Origin of the sequence: Methylomonas koyamae (genome assembly GCF_019669905.1) — a bacterium.
Lineage (GTDB): Bacteria > Pseudomonadota > Gammaproteobacteria > Methylococcales > Methylomonadaceae > Methylomonas > Methylomonas koyamae.
Window position 1 is genome coordinate 151,581 of record NZ_AP019778.1, and the last position, 20,222, is coordinate 171,802.

The 20,222-nt window shown below is 54.6% G+C and carries 24 protein-coding genes and 1 pseudogene; 5 read left to right on the top strand and 20 right to left on the bottom strand.

Annotated features, from left to right (window positions below; all coding sequences use genetic code 11):
* Window positions 1-242: 242 nt before the first annotated feature.
* Window positions 243-587, top strand: a complete 345-nt coding sequence (locus tag MKFW12EY_RS22465; RefSeq protein ID WP_245006531.1) for a DUF6794 domain-containing protein — start codon at window positions 243-245, stop codon at window positions 585-587.
* A 9-nt stretch (window positions 588-596) separates the two neighbouring features.
* Window positions 597-1,397 (top strand): retropepsin-like aspartic protease family protein, encoded by an 801-nt coding sequence (locus MKFW12EY_RS22470; protein ID WP_054758433.1) that lies wholly within the window; start codon window positions 597-599, stop codon window positions 1,395-1,397.
* A 345-nt stretch (window positions 1,398-1,742) separates the two neighbouring features.
* On the opposite strand, the gene MKFW12EY_RS22475 is transcribed toward MKFW12EY_RS22470, so the two are convergent.
* The 10 genes and pseudogenes from MKFW12EY_RS22475 to MKFW12EY_RS22520 all read right to left on the bottom strand — a co-directional run bounded on the left by MKFW12EY_RS22475 (window position 1,743) and on the right by MKFW12EY_RS22520 (window position 10,247).
* Window positions 1,743-2,375, bottom strand: a complete 633-nt coding sequence (locus MKFW12EY_RS22475) for a Uma2 family endonuclease (RefSeq protein WP_245006532.1) — start codon at window positions 2,373-2,375, stop codon at window positions 1,743-1,745.
* A 142-nt stretch (window positions 2,376-2,517) separates the two neighbouring features.
* Complete coding sequence (locus tag MKFW12EY_RS22480) at window positions 2,518-2,808, bottom strand: hypothetical protein (RefSeq protein WP_054758429.1); 291 nt, start codon at window positions 2,806-2,808, stop codon at window positions 2,518-2,520.
* The gene (locus MKFW12EY_RS22485; protein WP_221054654.1) at window positions 2,805-4,457 is read right to left on the bottom strand and encodes a hypothetical protein; all 1,653 of its coding nucleotides are present in this window, start codon (window positions 4,455-4,457) and stop codon (window positions 2,805-2,807) included. The genes MKFW12EY_RS22480 and MKFW12EY_RS22485 overlap by 4 nt, the downstream gene beginning before the upstream one ends.
* Window positions 4,458-4,709: 252 nt before the next feature.
* A complete protein-coding gene (locus MKFW12EY_RS22490; protein WP_157199144.1) occupies window positions 4,710-5,105 on the bottom strand; it encodes a hypothetical protein in 396 nt (131 codons plus the stop codon).
* A 162-nt stretch (window positions 5,106-5,267) separates the two neighbouring features.
* Window positions 5,268-5,603, bottom strand: coding sequence for a hypothetical protein (locus MKFW12EY_RS22495; protein ID WP_157199143.1), 336 nt, complete (start codon window positions 5,601-5,603; stop codon window positions 5,268-5,270).
* Window positions 5,604-5,676: 73 nt separating this feature from the next.
* Window positions 5,677-6,303, bottom strand: a complete 627-nt coding sequence (locus MKFW12EY_RS22500) for a hypothetical protein (protein WP_221054655.1) — start codon at window positions 6,301-6,303, stop codon at window positions 5,677-5,679.
* An 89-nt stretch (window positions 6,304-6,392) separates the two neighbouring features.
* Window positions 6,393-7,016 (bottom strand): hypothetical protein, encoded by a 624-nt coding sequence (locus MKFW12EY_RS22505; RefSeq protein ID WP_221054656.1) that lies wholly within the window; start codon window positions 7,014-7,016, stop codon window positions 6,393-6,395.
* Window positions 7,017-7,162: 146 nt separating this feature from the next.
* Window positions 7,163-7,609, bottom strand: a pseudogene (gene radC / locus MKFW12EY_RS22510) (RadC family protein); the annotation flags it as partial.
* A 179-nt stretch (window positions 7,610-7,788) separates the two neighbouring features.
* Window positions 7,789-9,558 carry a DUF4942 domain-containing protein gene (locus MKFW12EY_RS22515; RefSeq protein ID WP_221054657.1) on the bottom strand — a complete coding sequence of 590 codons (1,770 nt, stop codon included), beginning with the start codon at window positions 9,556-9,558 and terminating at the stop codon, window positions 7,789-7,791.
* A gap of 107 nt (window positions 9,559-9,665) precedes the next feature.
* Complete coding sequence (locus tag MKFW12EY_RS22520; protein ID WP_157199142.1) at window positions 9,666-10,247, bottom strand: hypothetical protein; 582 nt, start codon at window positions 10,245-10,247, stop codon at window positions 9,666-9,668.
* Between the two features lie 153 nt (window positions 10,248-10,400).
* Here MKFW12EY_RS22520 and MKFW12EY_RS22525 point away from each other — a divergent pair, with 153 nt between their 5' ends.
* Window positions 10,401-10,757, top strand: a complete 357-nt coding sequence (locus MKFW12EY_RS22525) for a hypothetical protein (protein ID WP_157199141.1) — start codon at window positions 10,401-10,403, stop codon at window positions 10,755-10,757.
* 7 nt (window positions 10,758-10,764) lie between these two features.
* Here MKFW12EY_RS22525 and MKFW12EY_RS22530 read toward each other — a convergent pair whose 3' ends face one another.
* The 5 genes from MKFW12EY_RS22530 to MKFW12EY_RS22550 form a co-directional block, all read right to left on the bottom strand.
* The gene (locus MKFW12EY_RS22530) at window positions 10,765-11,271 is read right to left on the bottom strand and encodes a hypothetical protein (protein WP_054758410.1); all 507 of its coding nucleotides are present in this window, start codon (window positions 11,269-11,271) and stop codon (window positions 10,765-10,767) included.
* A gap of 388 nt (window positions 11,272-11,659) precedes the next feature.
* The gene (locus MKFW12EY_RS22535; RefSeq protein ID WP_221054658.1) at window positions 11,660-13,423 is read right to left on the bottom strand and encodes a nitric oxide reductase activation protein; all 1,764 of its coding nucleotides are present in this window, start codon (window positions 13,421-13,423) and stop codon (window positions 11,660-11,662) included.
* 83 nt (window positions 13,424-13,506) lie between these two features.
* Window positions 13,507-14,700 carry a DUF3150 domain-containing protein gene (locus MKFW12EY_RS22540; protein WP_054758407.1) on the bottom strand — a complete coding sequence of 398 codons (1,194 nt, stop codon included), beginning with the start codon at window positions 14,698-14,700 and terminating at the stop codon, window positions 13,507-13,509.
* Between the two features lie 110 nt (window positions 14,701-14,810).
* The gene (locus MKFW12EY_RS22545) at window positions 14,811-15,266 is read right to left on the bottom strand and encodes a hypothetical protein (protein WP_054758406.1); all 456 of its coding nucleotides are present in this window, start codon (window positions 15,264-15,266) and stop codon (window positions 14,811-14,813) included.
* A 1-nt stretch (window position 15,267) separates the two neighbouring features.
* Complete coding sequence (locus MKFW12EY_RS22550; RefSeq protein WP_221054659.1) at window positions 15,268-16,209, bottom strand: AAA family ATPase; 942 nt, start codon at window positions 16,207-16,209, stop codon at window positions 15,268-15,270.
* A 131-nt stretch (window positions 16,210-16,340) separates the two neighbouring features.
* Between MKFW12EY_RS22550 and MKFW12EY_RS22555 the strand changes: the two genes are divergently transcribed.
* On the top strand, window positions 16,341-16,550 hold the full coding sequence (locus MKFW12EY_RS22555) for a hypothetical protein (protein ID WP_221054660.1): 210 nt from the start codon (window positions 16,341-16,343) through the stop codon (window positions 16,548-16,550).
* Here the strand turns inward: MKFW12EY_RS22555 and MKFW12EY_RS22560 are convergent.
* The gene (locus MKFW12EY_RS22560) at window positions 16,521-16,811 is read right to left on the bottom strand and encodes a hypothetical protein (protein ID WP_157199139.1); all 291 of its coding nucleotides are present in this window, start codon (window positions 16,809-16,811) and stop codon (window positions 16,521-16,523) included. The two genes, MKFW12EY_RS22555 and MKFW12EY_RS22560, sit on opposite strands and share 30 nt — an antisense overlap.
* Window positions 16,812-16,921: 110 nt before the next feature.
* Here MKFW12EY_RS22560 and MKFW12EY_RS22565 point away from each other — a divergent pair, with 110 nt between their 5' ends.
* The gene (locus MKFW12EY_RS22565) at window positions 16,922-17,158 is read left to right on the top strand and encodes a hypothetical protein (RefSeq protein WP_054758403.1); all 237 of its coding nucleotides are present in this window, start codon (window positions 16,922-16,924) and stop codon (window positions 17,156-17,158) included.
* A gap of 14 nt (window positions 17,159-17,172) precedes the next feature.
* Here the strand turns inward: MKFW12EY_RS22565 and MKFW12EY_RS22570 are convergent, their stop codons facing one another.
* The 4 genes from MKFW12EY_RS22570 to bet all read right to left on the bottom strand — a co-directional run bounded on the left by MKFW12EY_RS22570 (window position 17,173) and on the right by bet (window position 20,205).
* Window positions 17,173-17,403: a hypothetical protein gene (locus MKFW12EY_RS22570; protein ID WP_054758400.1), complete on the bottom strand. Its 231-nt coding sequence runs from the start codon at window positions 17,401-17,403 to the stop codon at window positions 17,173-17,175.
* 307 nt (window positions 17,404-17,710) lie between these two features.
* Window positions 17,711-18,709 carry a YqaJ viral recombinase family nuclease gene (locus tag MKFW12EY_RS22575; RefSeq protein ID WP_221054661.1) on the bottom strand — a complete coding sequence of 333 codons (999 nt, stop codon included), beginning with the start codon at window positions 18,707-18,709 and terminating at the stop codon, window positions 17,711-17,713.
* Window positions 18,706-19,053, bottom strand: a complete 348-nt coding sequence (locus tag MKFW12EY_RS22580) for a hypothetical protein (protein ID WP_054758397.1) — start codon at window positions 19,051-19,053, stop codon at window positions 18,706-18,708. Before MKFW12EY_RS22580 ends, MKFW12EY_RS22575 begins: the two co-directional genes overlap by 4 nt.
* A 90-nt stretch (window positions 19,054-19,143) precedes the next feature.
* Window positions 19,144-20,205, bottom strand: a complete 1,062-nt coding sequence (gene bet, locus MKFW12EY_RS22585) for a phage recombination protein Bet (protein ID WP_245006533.1) — start codon at window positions 20,203-20,205, stop codon at window positions 19,144-19,146.
* Window positions 20,206-20,222 lie beyond the last annotated feature (17 nt).

Sequence of the window (20,222 nt, forward strand, 5' to 3'; positions counted from 1 at the left end):
GGTTACCTGACGTCGTGGATAAAAATGCCAGCCATTTCTCCGCTAATGATTTACCCGGCTTGGCATAATCAACGCTGCAAAGGCTGTCTGTATTGCCAAGGCAGGTACCTTCTTTCGCTTTGGCTGCCTCTTTGGTGATTTTGCAGTAGTACCTGAAAGGTGGGCATTTTTAATGGTGTCGCTTGGCAAGTACCGTGGTCATTCCTCAGATTGTGACTTGCATCGTAGCAACCGAGAGGAATTTGCGGCAACATGCATCTAAAAAAATTAACTTGCCACTACTGCTGGGATCGTTCCAATTGGTTATCGCTTGGTCAGCTTTCAAAGTTAAACTGGACAGCCAGCCCACTACACTTTCCGATGCGATTGAGAGATTGCTATTGATTTTGCGTGAGGAAGATAAACGAACTATCGCGGCAATGACCGAGGAGGATTTGTGTGACCTCCATTTTAGTCTTGGTCTACTGATCCGGAATGCTTGGTTGCATCAAGCGGATAGTGATTTGCTTGCTGCGTGCGGGACTCATTCTTCAGATGAAGCTTCTTGTCGGGTTATCGGCGCATTATGGCGGGCGTTACAGCCTTAAGGATGTATTATGGGCATACAAGATCGAGACTATTACTGGGAAAGACATCAGGCGGCATCAAAAGCAAACGTTTCTGACTTCGACAAGTTGCGCCGACACCGTCCACCACCGACCAACCGGTCTTCTGGGAGCTTAAAATACCTCTTAACTCCGGCCATGATCCTCTTTAGCCTTTGGTGGGGGACCGATAAGCTTATAAAGCTGAAAGGGGTGCATCTTCCAGCATCACCCTCTGTATCAATTCCGGCAGAGAACACCCCGGTTGCTATGCCTATTTCTGGTGGGCTTGAAATAGCGGCCGATCGACAAGGACATTTCCGGGGAACCGTGTTGATCAATAATGTGCCGATGCCTTTTTTGATCGATACCGGCGCGACCATGACCTCAATTCCAGCGCGCTTTGCCGATGCCGCTGGTCTACCGGTCGGCAGGCCCATTAATAGCAATACCGCGGGTGGACAGGTGATTGATCGGCTGACCCAAGTCAATAGCCTGAAAATTGGCAATGCGGAAATCAGAAATCTCGATGCGACGATCAACCAGCATCTGGATGAAGTCTTAGTTGGCATGAACACCTTGAAATATTTCACCATTACCCAAAGCCATAACAGGATGACGCTGGTGGCCAATGGTTCTTCACCGGAACAAATAGTCAGGGCGCCTGTTATGTTCCCGGTCCCAATTCGACCCGCCACACTGGCCGTCGAGCAACCGATTGCAACGCCTGAAATTAAGCGAGTGACCAAGGTGAAAAAGACGGTAAATTGCAATGCCCAACAAGTCTGTACGACGACGTATAGCGACCACTAGCGTAGTTCGGATTTGAGTATTTGAAGGTGTAGTAGAGTAGGGGGCCGAACGTTTATTGGTGCTGCCTGTCCGTTGTCGGCTTAAAATAGCCCTATTGAATATGGCTGTATCAGATTTGTTGACCCAAATTGTACAACTCGAACAATTTCGAGCCTTGACAAAACAAGAAGGCCTGGCAGCGCTCGAACGCCTCTATCGGGTTGCACATAACGATACCGGCCAAGCTTTGTGCGTGAGGCGTTTTTTCGGGTACAACCGACATACGGGTAAAAAGAGGACATAGCGGCTAATCTCCGCTGTACAGCCCCGAAAAGCCCCTTGTTCAGGGGCTAAAATCGAAGGCGACTATTGATGATCGGTATCAAACTTCGCCTGTTCAAATTGTATTAGATCGTCATTGTCCACGCGATCGTAAATATCTTCCACGGACAAGGTCAGTTGAATCGAATCGAACGTGACGTGATCCCCCAGATAATAATACTCCGAACGCCAGTCGCGTTTCCGGCGCATCACGATGATCGAGACGATATCCTGTTCGATCAGCACATATTCCTCAAGTGCTGGAATATTGATGTAGTAAAGCAACTTTTTAGTGGTATCGATTTTACGAGTCGAATTCGATAGCACTTCGACAATCAGCAGGGGCGACGTTAGAAAATCCGCATCGCCGGCCGCATTCGTACAATCCACTACGACATCCGGATAAAAGTAGTTCTGACCGGCTTTCACCTTGGTATCGGCCATGAACGCCTCGCAAGGCCGGCCTTTTAAATGACTGCGAAACTCGCCAAGCACGTTGGCTGAAATCCGCGAATGGTTGTGATTCGCGCCGGCCATGGCCAGAACCCGGCCATCGAGATATTCGTGTTTAGTTTCGGACACGCGCTCGCTCGCGAGGTATTGCGCCTCGGTCATGAAAGACTCGCTGGATTGTAACGTCATCGCTGGTTCCGTAGAGTGTGGAGAGTGTGTGTTCATGCTGGTTTCCTCGAATTGTTATGAAAAACCGTCGGGAAAACAAGCCCCCAGACCGGGAAGCTGTTTCCCGTCCGGGCGGATTGCGATTGAATCGCGTTAAGCGGTAAAACATCCCCCTAACGCGATCGTCAGGGGGATGGGGTTAATCGCCGACAGACTGCTCGGCGTGTATTTTCCTCAGCATGCTATCGAGGACAGTCGGCAATAGCGCGCCGAACCGGCCTTGAAAGTCTAAGGGCTCGTTTTTGGCATAGCGCCTAGCCGCCAAACCTAACCGTTGTCTAACCCAAGGACTGGCCTTGAATTGGCTTCTCAGCCAGGTCAAATAGGCGTCGTCGTCGCCCGTCCAATCCGCCGGCGGCGAAAAGGGCGACTCGGGATGACCAGGCTCCGTATCCAGCGTTTGCGCGTCGATGACGAATTTCGAGGTCATGACGGCCGTTCGAGGTCGGTTAAAGCGGGTTCCGCTATCGAAACGGCTGCCAGCTGCCCATCAGGGGCAATCTCCACCACGAATCGGTTGCCGTGCAACACTTTGCATCCGGTTAGATCCGGCATCAGCCGTTTCAACGCGTCTGCGGGATCATCGGCGGTGTTCGCCACGATGAAGCAGCCAAATTGCTCGATATCCTGATCGTGACAGGAACCTTGATAGTCATCGTCGTTCTCGCAGAAACGCGACACCTGTTCCAGCACGTCACCCCACTTTTCCTGGCAGGGAATCAGGACGATATCATCCTGTTCGTTGCCGGTATAGGCGCCGTGCTCATCGATTTCTATGCTATCGTCACCGATCCGGATCCGGTAAGCCCGGCAAAACACCGCGGTCACCCAAACCCAGATGCCTTGAAATTGCGCGCGATGTGACTCCTCAAGGATCTCACTCCGCACTTCTTCTTGGCTCAAGTGCCGCAGGTAAGGCTGCACCCAATGCCCGGCGTCGAATTGGTTATCGACGAGCACCCAGCCTTTTTTCCAGGCCAGCAGGTATCGCAAGGCCCCATCGGACTGGAGATCGTCGTCAATCGTCACCAATTGCACTTGTCCGCTTTTGACGGCGGACTGGGTAATTGGTTGGTCAACCATTTCCAGAAAGTCGCCAAATAGGTCGGTATCGCAGACCGGTGGTCCTTGGATGCGGGAGACTAGCGCTTTGGGCAGTCGGTCGACATCGTTGAGTAAGTGTATCAAGCCACACTCGCGTAGCACCGGGTAGTAGGTCAGGAAATCGTCCGCGCTCAAGGCCGTTTTCAGTGCCATGAGCTGGCTTTCGACCGCCGCGGCGATCGCCTCATGGATCAGCTTAATCACATCGGCTTCATCCACCAATTTGTCGCGATCCGGTAAGCGGGCCATGAATTGAGCGCTATCCAGATGCACGATATTGCCAAGGTGGCTGGTGTCTCCGATACGGTAATAGTGGCCTCGATATACCGGTAGGCCTTGCAAATACACCAAGCAATCCCGGTAATACCGATACGAATCGATCAGGTTGATCAAGCGAATTTCGCCGACCGGTGATGCCACAAACTCCGCCGCCCCGATAGAATCGATGGCGTTGGGTCGCGGTAGCGAGACTCCGTTAAAATGCACCGGAATTGGAAAACCGGCCGCTAATTCCTCCAGGGTATTTTTGAGTTTACCTGGGTCGATATCGACCAGCCGGATTTCGGTCAGACCGTTCCAATCGGTCACCGGCGAAACCTCCACCGGTTGAAACCCCAGGATATGATCGGTATCGACCGAAAAACACCCGCCTTTACTGGATAACCCCAGATGCCGGCAGGCGAAGATCGCGGATAGAAAACCGACGCCAAAGGCGTGTTCCTTCGCAATCAGTTCCATGTCCCAGCCGGACTCGGCGACGGTGAGCAGGGTTTCGAGCGAATCGATTCCGCAGCCGTCGTCCGTCACAGTCAAGGTGTTGGTATCGGCGCAGTAGTCGAACGCGACATAGCTGGCGCCGGCGCGGCGGGCATTCTGCATCAGTTCACCCAAATACGTCGTCCGATTGGTAAAACTCCACTTCAGACTGTGGACTAAATTTTCAGGGTTTACTTTCAGTTGTAGGGGTGCGTTCATGGTGTTTTTCCTCAATTAAATTGGAACGTCGAGGAAATCGAGACGCACCCCTGGCGGGGAATGTCCGTTTCCCCGAGTCATTGGGTTTTAACGCGCGTCACCGGGTTATCCCAAGTGATGCGCGGGTGTGGTGTTAAGCTGCCAGAGCTTCACCGCCAGACGAATGACCGATGTAACCGGCAAAGCGTACGGTTCCGTCGTAAGACAAATCCACGTGGTTTCCGACGAATTGGCTAAGAAATAACTAGCTTTTCAAATCGAAGTGAATACCTTGAACGCCATGGGCTTCCAAGAATTCTTGATCGCTAGAAAAGTGCTGTTTACATGGTTCAATGCAAGACGAGCATAAACCCCATCCAGTGTCTTGGCCGGACCATTGGCGACCAATAAATTTATTGAAACAATGTGTGCAGCGGAGGGTAATGGGTGTTGATAACACATGGACGGGCAAATCGAAGTGAATACCTTGAACGCCATGGGCTTCCAAGAATTCTTGATCGCTAGAACAGTGCCGTTTACATGGTTCAATGCAAGACGAGCATAAACCCCATCCAGTGTCTTGGCCGGACCATTGGCGACCAATAACTTTGATGCCGCAACATGTGCAGCGGAGGATAATGGGTGTTGACAACACATGGTTTGCTTCATGCGGTTTTTCTTGATGCATCTGTGTTTCCTCATAGGAAGCCAGGAAACGCAATCCGCAAGCGGGAATGAGTTTCCCGGCAGGGTTAGAAAAATAATAATGAATTAAAGTGCTGTTACCGAAGCGACAATACCTTGATCATCAAGGAGTAAAGCAACTTGGTCTTAAGCCGCCAGGGCCTCGCTGCCAAACGAATGGCTAGCATGGCCGGCAAAGCAAGACGGTTCGGTTGCAAGATTAATCCGCGTCGTTTTCTGAAACGTATCCGTCACAATTCGAATACTGTCCAGGCCGGACAGCTTGAATTGCGAAACGATCGGTCCGCCGCAGACGAGGGACAGGCCGTTTTCCTGTTCTTCGTCCAGATTGATATCGCCCCAATCGCCGTTGGCATGTCGGTCCAACAACGCTGTCATTTCGACACCGCAAGCGGTTAACAACGCCAGTGCGGCGATAGAGGTTTGTATCCTTCCGTTTGAGAGTGATACGAGTGCAGTCATGGTTCCTTCTCCAAAAATGACGGGGAACACAGGCTCCCGTACGGGAAAGACAGTGCTCCCCGCAAGGGTGGTTTCAAAAAGGCTCAGGGTAATATTCGTCCGGCAACAACACTGTTGTCGCCGAATGATCGGCTTTGGTGATGACCCAGACGGTGTGTGCGTCATTAATCCGATACACCGACATCAGTTGACCGCCTTCAGCCAACACAAATTGTTCTAACACCGGATCCTCTACGGCCCAATCGGCAGCGTGGCGCGAGAGCAAGTAGCCCGCATCGAGCAGCATGTCTTCCAGCAGAGCGAGTACGCCGGGTGTTACCACCGTGGTACCCAGCCGGAAGGGCTGTTTTTGCGGTTCATTCCGGATCAGACGGACGGCGTAACTTTCCGCGACCCGCGCGTCGATGGCAGCCGAAAATTCCGCGATTGCCTTCCGAATCGTGTCGGCATTGGCCGTTTCCGGCAATGTTACGAGTAGCGATTCCAGGATATTGCGGCCTTGACTGTCATAGCCGGCGGTCACTACCCATTCGTTTGCCCAGTAGCTTACGAATACATAGGCCTGCTTGCGTCCGACCGCGGTGGCATAGCCTTTCGTGGCGATGGCCACGCTGTTGAGCGCGACCCAGCCTTGGTCCGTCAAAGATTGCTGTACGCTGCGTTTGATGGCGGCGTCATTGTTTTGTGGTTGGTCTGTCATGGTGATTTTCCTCAGAAAATGCCCCGACAAGCCGCACCCAAACGGGTAGGGTACCCGTCGGGGTTAAATACAATGTCAATCGCGCCCGGTTACTGCAGTGCGTGCCAATACCGCGTCGCTTCAGCTTCAGACAAAAAAGCGGCCTTCTGCCGGTCGTTCACCCAAACTTGCCAGGGTAAATCGTCGTTTTCGCACTCGATTAGCCCGTGCTTGTCGACGGGCAAGGCAAAGCGTTGGCCTTGAATGAAGGCAGCAAACGCATTTGCCCGCCGTTTGTTTACAAAGCCGGCATGGACTTGGCCGTCGATCGTGACCGACCACGGATAATCGACGTGGACCCCTTTTTGGATGGCAACGTCGCCAACCCGAAAGGTCGGGTGCTGATAAATGGTCCGAAACGGACTGTCAATCCGCACGATACAGTGGTCCAAAATAGCCAGACCGCCGCTTTCACCGGGTTCGATCAGCAACGGCACCTTGATCTTGCCGCATGAGCGACCGATAGTGCCGATGACATCGTTCTCGTCGAACCAGGACTGTCCCGTTGCCGGGTCGCCATAGTACAAACGGATTTTCCGTTGCGTACCCTGGACTTCCTCAAGCAGAGCAATGACTTCTTGAGGCGTGTCCTCGTGATAACAGGTGCCGGACGGCAGACGCTGATAGCGAACTGTATTCCCGTGACTGGTCTGTTCAATAATGTGGTGTTGCATGATGTTCTCCAGTTGAAGCGGGAACACCACGCCCCAGTCGGGAACAGGTATTCCCGCAGGGTAAGGTACTGGTGAGACCAGTAGTTAACTTAAGATAGGGTCGGTCTTTGGCTTAATCGAGGAGTAAGCTTGACGCCAATACTTTTTCACAACAAGCCATGCTCAGCGAATGAATGCACGGTTTCGCCGACGATGAAGTGATCAAGTACACGAACGTCAATCAAGGCCAAGGCTTCTTGAAGTTTTGCTGTAATCGCGCGATCGGCCCGACTAGGTTCGCTAATCCCCGACGGGTGGTTATGCGCCATAATCAGAGCTGCCGCATTATGGTGCAGCGCAGCTTTGACCACTTCGCGCGGATACACACTAGCGCCATCAATCGTCCCCCGGAACAATTCATCGCAAGCGATAACGCGATGTTGATTGTCCAAGAACAAACACAGAAATACTTCGTGCTCGTATGGCGCCAACTTCAATTTGATACAGTCCTTCGCGTCGTCAGGACTGGTCAAGGCTTCACCTCGACTGAACGTGCGGTTGTAGATCTTAATGGCCTCTGATATGACATCCTGTTCATCAGCCATACGATAACTATTATTGGTTTCTTGAATGAATAACATGGGCTTTCTCCGGTAATCTTAAAATGTGGAGAAAGCCGTCCCCTGCCGGGGTAGACTTTCTCCGGAAGGGTTGTCAAAAATATTCAAAGCCTCATCAGCGATGTCTACCGACGTTGACCGTCGGCAGAACATATTTTGCTAAAGAGGCTCAATTACGACGCCAAAGGCAGATCTTGATTGGACTCCAAGGCATCAATCCATTCCAGCAAATTGCGGTTGACGGGTTCATTCGCCAACATCGCATCCGGATCGATCCCTCGGCTGGCCAGTACCGCGCTCATTGCCTGGGCTAAAAGGGCGTTGCCTTTTTCCCGTTCCGACTCGCCGCCGTGCTTGATGGCCCAAAAGGGATCGAAGCGTAAGTGTCTGGTGCCGCTTGGACACTGTTTATTTACCTCGGCATGAAATGCCCGATCGAGCGATTCAGCCTGTTCGAACTGCTGCCAGAAACCTGGACCGGCTTGAGTATCCACCGGCGGTAACCAGCGTCGCCGACAGCCAACCCAACGGTTCATGCGGTCGATCAAGGTCTTGCTTTTCGGAAAAAAGTGGATGGTCCCGGCGCCCGGATAGTAACGAACGTCAAAGTAACTACTGCTTATCCGTTCACCGTCCTTAAGCGCACTGAAATGCTGCCTAAACACCGATACCAAACTTACTTCCGCTTCGGTCTTGCCGTCGAGCAAGGCAAAGACCTTGTCGAAATCGGCTAGAAGTTGCTCCGAATTCCAGTCAAGACCTGTGTGGTAGGACTCGACTTTATGCCCTGGCAGTACGAAGCGTGTGGTCTTGATCCGCATCCCCAGCGTGCGGTGTTTATCATTGGATTTCCACCCCATGTAATACACTGCATTGTCGCTGTGGTAGCGCGTGATCAGATCGAACACATCGCAGACCATGCTGAGTTGAATTTCACCTTGCTGATCGATGATGCCTTGCAGAAAACCGTAAATATTCGCCACGGTAAATTCCAAAGACTTGATCGATTCGAAATCCGACTCCAACCGCTTTTGCGCCGCCGATGACAATCGTGACTTGACCTGAGTCGAACGCAGAATGCTACTCCACGCGCGATTTTTCAGGTCCTGATAACGTTCGTACAGCGTCTGCTTCACCGCATCCAATGACGAATCGTCTACAGTGTGCACACCGCCACCACTCAGCTCACCCAGGGTTTTACCTAGCATGGCTCGATAGCGGCTGGCACGGGCTTCACTGAATACAGCCTGCCGTGTCGCTTCGAAGGCGGCATCGAACATCAATACCGCGTTATCGATATAAGCAGTCGGTAAGGCTAACTCCTGGGGCACATGAAATGCGCTGGCCAAGTCGTCCGCTTCACAACGATCCTGACGCAAATTGTCCAAAATATTGCCGAGGATCTCCTGTTCGAAGGTTGAGGTTTTTTTCAACCAGATCAGGGCAATTTCGACGTTGGTTTTGCGTTCGGCATCTTCGCCGGCGAACATGTCAGATAAGAACTCCACCTCGCCATGCTGTTCGATCAAACGCACTAACAGCTGGCGTTCTTTCGAAAATGGATTCCGTACGGTTTCGGCATTGAGGATGGCGACGATTTCAGCGTCGAACAAGATGTCCCAGGCCTTCAGCACGTGGTGAGCGCCCTGTGCAAAAGGCGGATTCATAATGCAGTGCGAGTAACTGCTGCCGTTTTGAAACTGCAGGAAATCCAACCCGACCACCGTGTAGCCTTGCGCACGTAACACCGCATGCTTACGCATATCGATTTCGACGCAATCAATCGCTACCCGTTGGTGCTGTTTGAATGGCTTGGCTTTGAGCAAATGCCCTTCGCCGGCCGATGGATCCAGTACCCGCACAAATCGGGTGTTCCTGAACTTTGCCCAAGCCCGGATACTCAGCGCTTCCGTCGAGGCATATTGTTGAAAGTGGTCTCTCATGACATTCTCCAAAAAAAGGGGAATGCCACGCCCCGGTCGGGAACAGACATTCCCGCAGGGATTGATAATGAGGCTCGCCGCGGATATCGCGAAAAGCCGAAGGATGATTAAGCGGCTGGGTCTGAATCAGACAATCCCAGTGCTTGTTTAGCTAACGTTAACAATTGGTCCAAATTGTCCCAATCGATACTGCCGCCGGCGTCTTTACCGCGCTGGTAGGCGTCGATCAGACCGCGGCACACTGCCATCGCGGTGCGTTCTTGACGTAGCTTCACCACCGAGGCATCGGCCTTGGGCCAGACGTCGACCGCTTCGACCTGCCAACGCGGGGTTTTGCCGTCGACTTCCTCGAAGTCGTCGAACAACAGCGGCATTTCCGGGGTGTCGTCCCAGATGGTACCGTCGTCGAAGGCGGCTTCTGCCACCGCTTGCGCGCCGTCTGCCGACTCTGCGACGATGCCGACTACCACCCGGTGCGTGTAATCGAGGGTGTACGTCACGGCGTAGGCCGGTGATGGGTTCTCCTCGGTCAGCACCTCGCTGTGGTAGGGTGAGATTTCGGCATTGCACGATGGGCAACGGTCGTTGCAGGCGCAATTCCATTCGTCGTCCCATTGGATCTGGCAATAGGGACAACGGTATTGGTTCAGATACAGAATCTCCGAAACCGGAGCTGGTAAGAATGACATGGCAATACCCTCCGTGATCGGCGGGAACCGCCACCCTGCAGGATGGAGTCCCGCCAGGGTGAATAAAAAACCGCCGGCCGCGCGGGCAAACGGTTGCACTTTAAATAAGTCGTTGTAAGGTCTGCGTACGCTTCCTTTTTTCAAGGTACGACGATGAACCCGATAATGACCCGATTAGTGAACTGGGTGAAGTGGCTGGATCGAATCATCGATCCACCACCTAAACCCCGGTCACAACCCGAACCAAAACCGATGGCGATTCTGGTAGGGCCCGGCAAACGCCACTTCGATTTGTATCGAAAAATCCTGGAGGAATTGAACGATGCCGAAGTCGGCGTGTTAACCAAACTGCGCGATCCCCAGGTTGCAGGACCGCTGTTAGCCCGCATCCGCGCGCTCCGGCAGGAGACGATCGTTGAGATTGCGCCTCAGCTCGGGCTCGATGTCGAGCGGGAACTGAAGAGCAACAACGTCTTCCACCTGCCTTCGGATAGGACCAGGCTGCACTGACCGCCGATTAATGCACGGCCGAACGCGAGCCCTCTTTGCCGCTGCCAAGCGCTTTGCGCAATTCAGAGGCTGGATTCGGCCTTTTGGCCGGTACTTCCACCTGCGTTTTGCGCCGCTTTTTTGCAGGCTGCGCGAGCAGTTCCTGTGCTTGGGCCAAACTGAGTTGCAATTTGGCTATTTCAATGTCCGCAAGCATAATCGCTTGGGTTTTCTGTTTAACCTGCAGCTCGATATCGAGTGTTTCGAGCCGGTAGGTCGGACGGTTGTTGCGTTCCAAAATACCCTGCCTTACGGTTTGGGATAAGGTTTCCCAATCCGTTGCCGGCAGGCTGTTTTGTGCGGTAAAGCGGGGTGGTAGTAGGGCCGGCATTACCGAAGCTTGGCGCAAGCGTGCTGTTTGCCATAACGCCCAGTGCTGACTAAACCAGAGCCGGGCGGACTTGAGAGTATGCCAGATCACCCGGATGGCCAGGATGAATAGGGCAAGAATGATGGTGCCTAAAATGAAGTGCATTGAAACCTCCTTCCGAAATGGAAGAACATGCTTCAAACGCACGACCCGGTTCGGGCGATGGCGCCCGAAGCGGGATGGATAAAGGCTTGTAACAAGCCCGATTAAGGATCGGCATTAACGCAACCGATACAAGCAAAACGGATTTTGCTCGCCGCCTGAAGACGGAACGCCGGCAGAAGCCGGAATCAGCATTCTCGAAAGAACGCATGAAGTCGATTTTTTCATGTCCCGTCGCGGACGACGCATGAAAAAACCGGCTGATATCGCACGCACCCACTGTAGCCCGATCCGGCCGGGCGTGCAATAGGGAAGGGTGTCGATACGGGCAGGACTTCATCAAGGATGAAGTTCTGGCCACGCATCGACACGATTCAAGTCACCTAACCGCTCACGCCGCCAATAGCATGGCTTTGGACAGTGCGAACAGCTGAGGCCTCAATTCAGCCAGGTCATGAATGGTGAGGGCGACCGGAAACAAATGGCCGACCTCCACCCCTAAGCCGATGCCGAGGGTTTCGATGCCGCTGTCACGGCAACGCTTTAAGATCGACAGCGTGCCCGGTAAATCGTTGGGTACGCCGTCGGTCACCGTTAACAGCAGTTTGCGCGGTTCGCGGCATTGCAGCAATTGCGCCGCGGCAAACCAAACGGCTTGCGTCATCGGCGTGGTATAGGCCGAAAAGACCGAAAAACGTCCCAAATTGTCGCGGACTTTTTCGCCGTGCCGTAACACCTGGTGCACCGATTCATCGTTGGCGCCGGGAAAGGCGGTGATTGCCGGATTGACCCCTTGAATGCTCTCCAACGCGAGGGCCAAGGCCATCGACGCTTCCAGGGCCAGAGTGAGCAAACTCACCTCTTCGCCCTGAATGACAAGGGTTTCGCCCATGCTTTCGGATTTGTCCAACAAGATATGCACCGCACAATTGGGCGCAACTCGTTGCCCGGATCGGCAAAACACCCGCGTATCGCCCAACGCGAGTTTGGTTAAGCGGCGAGGATTGATACGCCGGCCGTTTCGCGCGGCTTGCGGCCGATTTTGCCGGTGGGCTTGCACCGCGCTTTGCAACGCGACCCGCAGGGCTTTGCTGTTCTGCTCCACCCGGTTTGCTAAGGCTTGGCCGACTAGCCGACTACCTTTCGGAAACAGACCGACAGGTAGCGTACATTTTTCGGCCGAATCCGGCGTCAAACCCAATTGCGATTTCGCCGTCTCGAACCAATCCTGTTCCAGGTCTGGCTCTGATAGCGTGTTGAGCTGGTCCATTAAGGACGCTTGCTTCGCGCTGTCTAGGTTGGCCGGCTCCCCCGTTCCGGACGGTGGGTTGGGCGAAGTCGCCGAACCGTTTCCGGGATCGTTGTCCTGGTCGGACGGTGCAGAATCTTCCGGGTTGGTGCCGTTTTGATCGTCCTTTGCGTCCGAATCGGAAGAGGGTTGATCGTCCTGTGCCGAGTCCGCGCCGGATTGAAGGGTGTTGTCATCCTCCGGGTCCGTATCCGACTGGTCGTCAGACGCGGTAGCCGCAGGTTTCGCACATTCCTCTTCGAGCATCGCCAGAATCCGATCGGTCAGATCAAGACAGTCGCGTTCACAGGTCAAGCCCTCCGGTACTTCGGACAACAAGCCTTCCAAGCGAATCAAAGCGCCGCGTGGAAAACATGCGCGCAAGGCCTGTCGCGTAGCGTCGACTAAGGGTTCGAGTACCGTTTGGCCCAACACCTTGGCCCGAAGCCGTTTCAGAATGTAGCCGAACAGGACATTGCCGGGATGATCGGATGCGGCCTGGGCCGTTAAGCGACCTTCGGTCAACATCTGTTCCACCATCTTTGCCAGGGTCAAGCGGGTGCCCGGATAGACCTTGGCCAGTTCATGCTCAATGCGCACGTCTTCGATCGCGCCGCAGATACGCCGGCGCAGAACCGAGTCACCAAAATCGAGCTGAAAGTCCGAAAACCGAATATGCGCCGCTTCATGGGCCAGATAGCCCCACGCGTAGTTCTGGTACTGCGGTTCTGACCCGTTGTAGCCAGGTAGTTGTATCGATTGGCCGTCGGTGTAGGCTTCAGTACCGCCGACCGAGATCGAAATGCCAAAGCGGTTGCCGATCGCGGCCGCCACAATGGGAAACGCGCGTTCTAAAGTTTGATGCATGGCTTGCTCCTTAAAAAGCAAGGGGCAAGCCACAGCCCCGAGGGGCGTGTCGCATTGCCCCGATAGGGTGATAAAAATAACGCTTAGAACCAGAATTCGGTAACCGCTTCCTCCGGTAGTTCGGATTCGTCGGTGCCGTGGGTATCGGGTTCGTTGTCGTTGTCGGATCCGTGCGCTTGCGCAGCCAACGCGGGCGGTGCAACGGGTAGAACCGGCCGCGAAGCGATGTCGGCAAAGGATTGAGCTTCGCCTTCATCGTCGGTAAACAGATCGTCTAACAAGCCGGCAAACAGATCGTCCGGGTCCACCGTGGGCGGCTCTTTCGGTTCGAGCAGGCTGGTTTGCACCGGGGCGATCACGGCTGTCGATATCGGCGATGCCGGATGCCCTGACGACAACACGTCATCCGCGTCTTCGTCGTTCGTTACCTTGGACGGGTTCGACGACAAGCCTTCTCCGTGACGGCGAAGCTTGTCGGGATCGGCCAATAGCATGGTCATTGCCATGATCTCCTGCAGCAAGGCCCCCTCGATCGCGCCGCGATTGGGGATTTCTTGCAGTACGCCATCGATCCAGGTGACGATCGGTGCCACGCGATAATCCAAAAAGCTCAAGCCATCCAGTTTGTCGCGAATCCGCTTAATCGGCCGCAACGCATTCCGGGTGACCTGATCTTTTCCGATCAAGGATTGTTCCAGCAATAACTCGGCGTCGTTGGCCACTTCTTGAAACAACTGGCCGCCGATCGAATCGATTTGCTGTTCCAGCCGTGCCACATCTTTCGGGCTGGAGGCTTCCGGTTGTCGGATGGCGACCACCATGAAGTCGAAACCCAACTTCGTGGCCACGTACGCCATAGGGTCGATCGCCTTTTCGATAATGCCGGCAAAGCTCGGATGCTTTTTGATCCAATCGCGCACGGCGTCGTCGTAGCCGGCCAGGAACTTCGCTTTATTAACCGCGAATTCCTGAGCGACTTTTTCCAGCTCGCTCACGATGGCGTCCGCGTGTTCGACCGGCACCACAAAACCGCCCATGAAGCGGGTGCCGACCCGTAAACAGTGGCGTTCGGCCGCTTTTTTCAAGCGATTGAAGTCCGCCAACTGGTCGGGATCGAGCAAACGTTTCGAGCCTAAGCTGGCCAAGTCCTCGGGCGGTAATTCACTGCCGTCGGCCAGTACCAGATCTTCTTTGCGCAATTTTTTCCGCGCGCCGTAGATGTTGGCTTGGATTTTGACCAAGACCACACGGTCCAATATTTGATTACACTTCGTCATAGTGCCTCCTTAAAAGAGGCCTACGACAGCCCCGGAGGGCAGTGTAAGCCCCTTCCGGGTTGATAAAGCCTGTTGAAAGGCGGGTTCAAAAAAGTAAAAACCGTGACCGGTTAAAACCAGTCACTGTCCATTTCGCCTAAAGCGGCAACCAGATCCAAGGACGGCAACAGCAAGCCTAGTGCTTCAGCCACAGGCCGGATCTGCACTAGGTTGGTACCGAATAGCTGTAACACCTCGGATTCCTGGTGTAAGTTGGTCGAGGTTTCGCGAGACGCATCGGTGACAATGCCCACGTCGATGCCGACGAAGCCGGCTTTTTTCAACGCCGTTAGCCATAACCAGGGGGCAATGCCGTGTTCCGGGTGTATTTGGCCGCTGGTGTCAAAGCCGCGGCCGATTTCACTTAAACGCAGCAGCGAGTCCCAATCCGGCCAACCCACATAACTCAAACCAAGGTCTTGCTGCCAGCGGTCGATACAAGATCGCCACTGATGTAAGGCGTGGTTTACGGCAAAGACGACCGGTTGCGGTGCGCGGCATTCGACTTGCCAATACAGCACCGACATGTCACACCTGCCAATCGCTGCCGAACACGTCTTGCGCCAACCGGTGGATGGCCTCGCGTTCGGCCGCATCCCCCCGCAGAACCAGCGCCCGATCCAAGGCATAGGCCAGGGCGTTCGGGGAACCTTTGTAGTTGGCACTGAGCTGGGCCCAACGCAACAAGCTGCGGGTCGACATGGTGATCGAAAGCAGGCCGGCCGAATCGCTGCCGCCAATAAAGACCTTGCGGATCTCGTTGGCCAGCTGAATCATGCGTTCCCGAATGCTCAGCGGCATGGTCGGGACCGCGCGTTCCAGCATGCTCATTTCGTCGTCCGGTTCCGGATAGCCCACTTCCATCAAACGAAAGCGGTCCATAAAGGCCAGGCTTTGACGCATCACTCCTTGATACAAGCCCGACTGGTCGCCGGCGCCGGCACTGTTGCCGGTTGCAACCAGACGGAACTTCGGGTGTGGAATGACGACTTCGTCGGTGGCCGCAATCATCAGCGGTTTGCCTTCGACGATATCGTTTAAACCCAGCAACTCGGCCGGGTCGGTCGCATCGATCTCGTTGAGCAAGAGCACGTGGCCGTGGCGCACGGCGCTGGTCAACGGGCCGTCGGTCCATTTCATCGTGCCGTTGCCGGTTAAGACGAATTGGCCCAACAAATCGTTGAACTCAAGCCGGCCATGACCGGCAACGGCATGCACACCCCAATGTAAGCGCGCGGCGGCTTGCTCAACCAACGAGGTTTTACCGGAGCCCGTGGGACCGGTGATATACAGTCCATCGCCATTCGGATTCCGAAAGAACGCCAGGACGTCGCGCAATGGCTCGCGCCGAAACACATACGGTTTTTGGACCGGCACGAATGGATTATTTGCCGGGACAAAGCCTTCGACGGTCATCGAGGCCGGTGCGGATACGCCGAAGGTATCGGCGACGGAATACTGTTGGTACATACTGCCTCCTGATTTAAGAGTGACTCCCGAAATAGAAGGCGTGCGCCCCCGGTAGGGAAGCGAACCTCCCTTGCGGGGTTGATTAATGAGTCATAGCGGTTACGATGGTCTAAACCATTGAGGGCTCCGATATGATTCGACTAGGGGATAAACTACGTTTAAGCGACCGGGAACGGCACGCCTTTCGGGTGATGACCGATCGCGCCGCGCCGCCGAAGACGGTGGCGGAGTACAATGCGGCCTTGCAAGTCGCGGCCGATGCCGTGCGGGATAAGGACACGAGTGCCGAATCCCGCTTGCTGCAAGCCGTGTTACTCGGCGAATGCCTCCAACAGGAGTAATTCGGCCAGAAGGTGGGCTTTAGCTTCGCCGATCGCCTTGCTCGCCAGCAATTGGCGTAAGGTGTCGGCTTGGCCGCGGTCGACGAGCGATAGCACCAAGGTGGTGGCAATTGACTCGTTGAGATCCCGGAAGATATCGGGATGATTCAATAAAGCGCCTGCGACCGTGGCCGGTTTTAACGCGGCCAGTTCGAGGATCTTCTCCGCCGTGGACATGGAGGGTTCGCGGCGTGGCAATTTCGAAACAGAATTGAGGTTCATGGTCGTATCTCCTATAAAAAAGGGAGACACGCCCCCATCGGGAGAGGTCTCCCTGGGTGGGGTGGGTAATCATCAAACGATATCAAACATCAACACCGATCGAGGTTTGCATGATCAAACATGCGGGTAAAGTCCGATTGACCCGAGCGGAATTTCGCCGCTTACAACGCAACAACGCCAGGCGCGGTTACGCGGTCAATACGATTAAAACGACAGCGGAGTACGATGTCGCCTTGGTTCAGGCGTGCTCCCCGGTGTTCCTGGCCGATTTACTGCAGGCGTTGGAAACGGGTAGCAGTCCTTTAATGCGTGGCGAGGTCACTTTCGATCAGTTGACCGACAGTTAACCTACGGTTGGCATTCAACCGACAGACACTGCACGTTCGGCGATCGCGGTCAGCGCAACTGCGTGCAGCTGCTTGAGCAAGTCGACTTCGGGATCGTCACGGTGTTGCCAATTGTCCGGCAACGACGCGATATACGTCGTGACCAGGGTGGGCTCGGTTTTAGCCATCTCGAACAGGCGACGGGTAGTATCCCGGCGGTGCTTAAGATCGGTTAAAAACAGCCAAACAGCTTCTGATTTTGTCATAGTGCACCTCCAACAATCAGGGGGCACCGATGGCCCGATAGGGCGTGATGCCCCATTCGGGTTATAAAATAGGCCGTTGATAGCAACGGCCGGACGAAGCCGGGTTTGACGCACCCGGTACCACCAAGGACATGCCTTGATCGCCGCCTGAAGACGGAGCGCCTGCTCTGCAGGATTTTCAGCGTATCGATGACGATAGCGCTAGAAAAGTCGGTTGAGGGCTTGGCTTACACCTTAAAACAAGCCCTGAATCGACTTAAAGAAACGAACACTACCGAGGTAGTGTTCGTTCGTTGCTAACGTGTTTTCAAAACCAACTGCTTTCCGTCACGGCCAAGGAATCCGGGTCAAACGCTACTTGCGCGTTTTTGCCATTGTCGTCTCGGCACGTCACGCGTACCCGCGAGGCCGGAGCCTTTCGGTACGGGGCCAGCTCCGCCTCAGTCAGTTGCGGGAGCAGGGCCGTTAAAGCCGCCTTGTAATCGATACCCCCCTGGCTGACGCTTCGACAGACACGCACGCCGGAATGTTCGGCGATGACGTAGTCGGCCATTTGCTCTACCCATTGGGCTTCGGTCTTGGCTTGCAGTTCGGCCAGTTGGGTGGCTTCGGCTTTCAATGCCTCCAGTTTCTTCTGCCGGGCACGGTATTCGGCCGCCAGTCGATGCCATTGAATTTCGGCGTCGCCTTCAGGCAAATACAAGTCCCGCTTCAGGTCTTTCGGCGGCTCTTTTTTGGTGATGACCCAACCGTAAAACGTGATCGTCGCGTTGATTAAAGTCACCAAAAAGGCGTCATCGCGCGCGATGTCGAACACCTTGACTTGCTGGTCGTCGAGATAGAAGCACAGATAGCCTCTTTTAGCATCGGCGACCAACAGCTGCTGCTGCATTTGCACCCAATACAATTTATAGGCGGCCGACTGCTCGCCTTCCTGTACCACGTTTTCGTAGGTGCTGGGATGCGGGCATTTGATTTCGACGGGTTCGCCGTTAGCGGGAATGCCGTCGAACGAGGCGCGGATCAACGGGTATTGATCGCACTCGCCGCACAAGGGCAACAACAGTTCGTCACACGTGGCTTCGAACCATTGCGCCGCCTTCGTTTCCAGTTCGCGGCCGCGACGAACCAATGGATGGTTGTCGAGGTTGGCTTCCAGGACGATGCCGACCCGTTCCGCCCACAAGCGCCAAGGCGTTTTGTAAGGCGAGCGGTTCAGAATGATTGCTGCTTCACTGGCGGTTACGCCTTGCGATCGCCATAGCCGCCACGCATCGCTGCGTTGGGCGATATCGACGATTTTCATTCGAACTCTCCGTCGATCCGGATGTGACAGCCGTGCAGCACGCCTTCTAATTTGCGTTGTTTCAACACCGCGTGGCAACGCTGTGCGAGACGGACATCGTCGAATAGCAACAAGGTGCAACCCGGCGATAGGGTGCAGATGCCGCCGAAGGTATCGGCGATACTGACCAAGTCGGCGTAGGAATGCCGGCGATGAAATAGCCGGGTTTCCGTGTCCGGATCCAGCGCTTTATCAAGAAATCCCGGCCCATAGCGGCGCAGGACGGTCGGTGAGTCGTAACGGCTCCAGTCGGTAAAGCTGGGTATCCGGTTGAGGGATTGATCGAAGGTGGTGATTTCAGTCATGACGTTTCTCCAACAGAAGAGCGTCACGAATAGCCCACCGGGCGAATCATGACGCCCTGGATGGGTAAATGAGAAAAACCGAAAGTCGGTTTAATTTCTGAGTGCTTGACGAGCCTTGCTAAGCTCGGCGTCTTTCGCAGATAGCGGCGGCATGGTCATGCCTTCGCTATGCGTTAACGCGGGTTTCGGTTTGGCTTTGTCTAATTCCGCACGGGCATAGATCAGGTCAACACCAGTAAATCGGCTGGTGATGAATTCTTCGGCCGCCGCCCATGCGTTTGCATCTTTTGTCCGCTTAATCAGGGTTTCAACTGCCTTAATCAAATTTGGATGGAGCTTAGATGCATCGATCACCTCCGGCTTGGCTTCAGCTTGAGGCTGTTGCTCGGGTGTCGCAGTAGTCGGTTCGGCCGGCGGATCGATATCGATAACATCGGAGCCGTCGATATCGATGATTTTGCCGTCCATTTCCTCGGCGGCATAACCGCATTCTTCCGGAAAGGCCGCACGCAAAGACGCCGCTTTACCGCATTTGGCCAATTGCCCTTTGGGGCGCTTGATCCACATCGCGGTAGGCACTTGCGAGTTTTTGCCGCCGGCCGTGCTGTAGGCTTCAAGCCAATAGACTTCCTCGGTAAAGGCGCAACGTTGGCCGCCGACGATCCGGTACACGGTAACCGCCACCCATTCGGGAAAAGTTACGCTGACATTGACGTCCTGCCATTGGTCGTTGTCGTCTTTGTAGCGCCCGGTAAAGGTCTTGGTGACATCCGGGCCCCACACGGGACGGTCCATTCCAGCCCAAACACCGGTTCGGGACGCGGTGGTCTGAATTTCCGTGATGGAGGGCCAGACGGTTTCGACATTGCGACCTAAAGCGGTACTCCACATCGGGACGATATGCACCGGTTTTTTGAAGATGTCGAGTTTTCGGGTTTTGCAATAATCCAGAGCCATCAAGATGGCTTCTGCGGTTTTGGCTGTGGGAAAGGTGACTTCCGTCAGCACTTTCCAGGATTGCTCCGTCAGGCCATAGGTTTGTTTCGCAGCATCCGGTATTGCCGGGCGAGTATGCGTATCGGAGGTATTTCTGCAGGGATTGCTTTGAGCCATAATCGTTCTCCTTAAAAAAAGGGAACGACGGACTCCCATTGGGGAATCGGATCGTT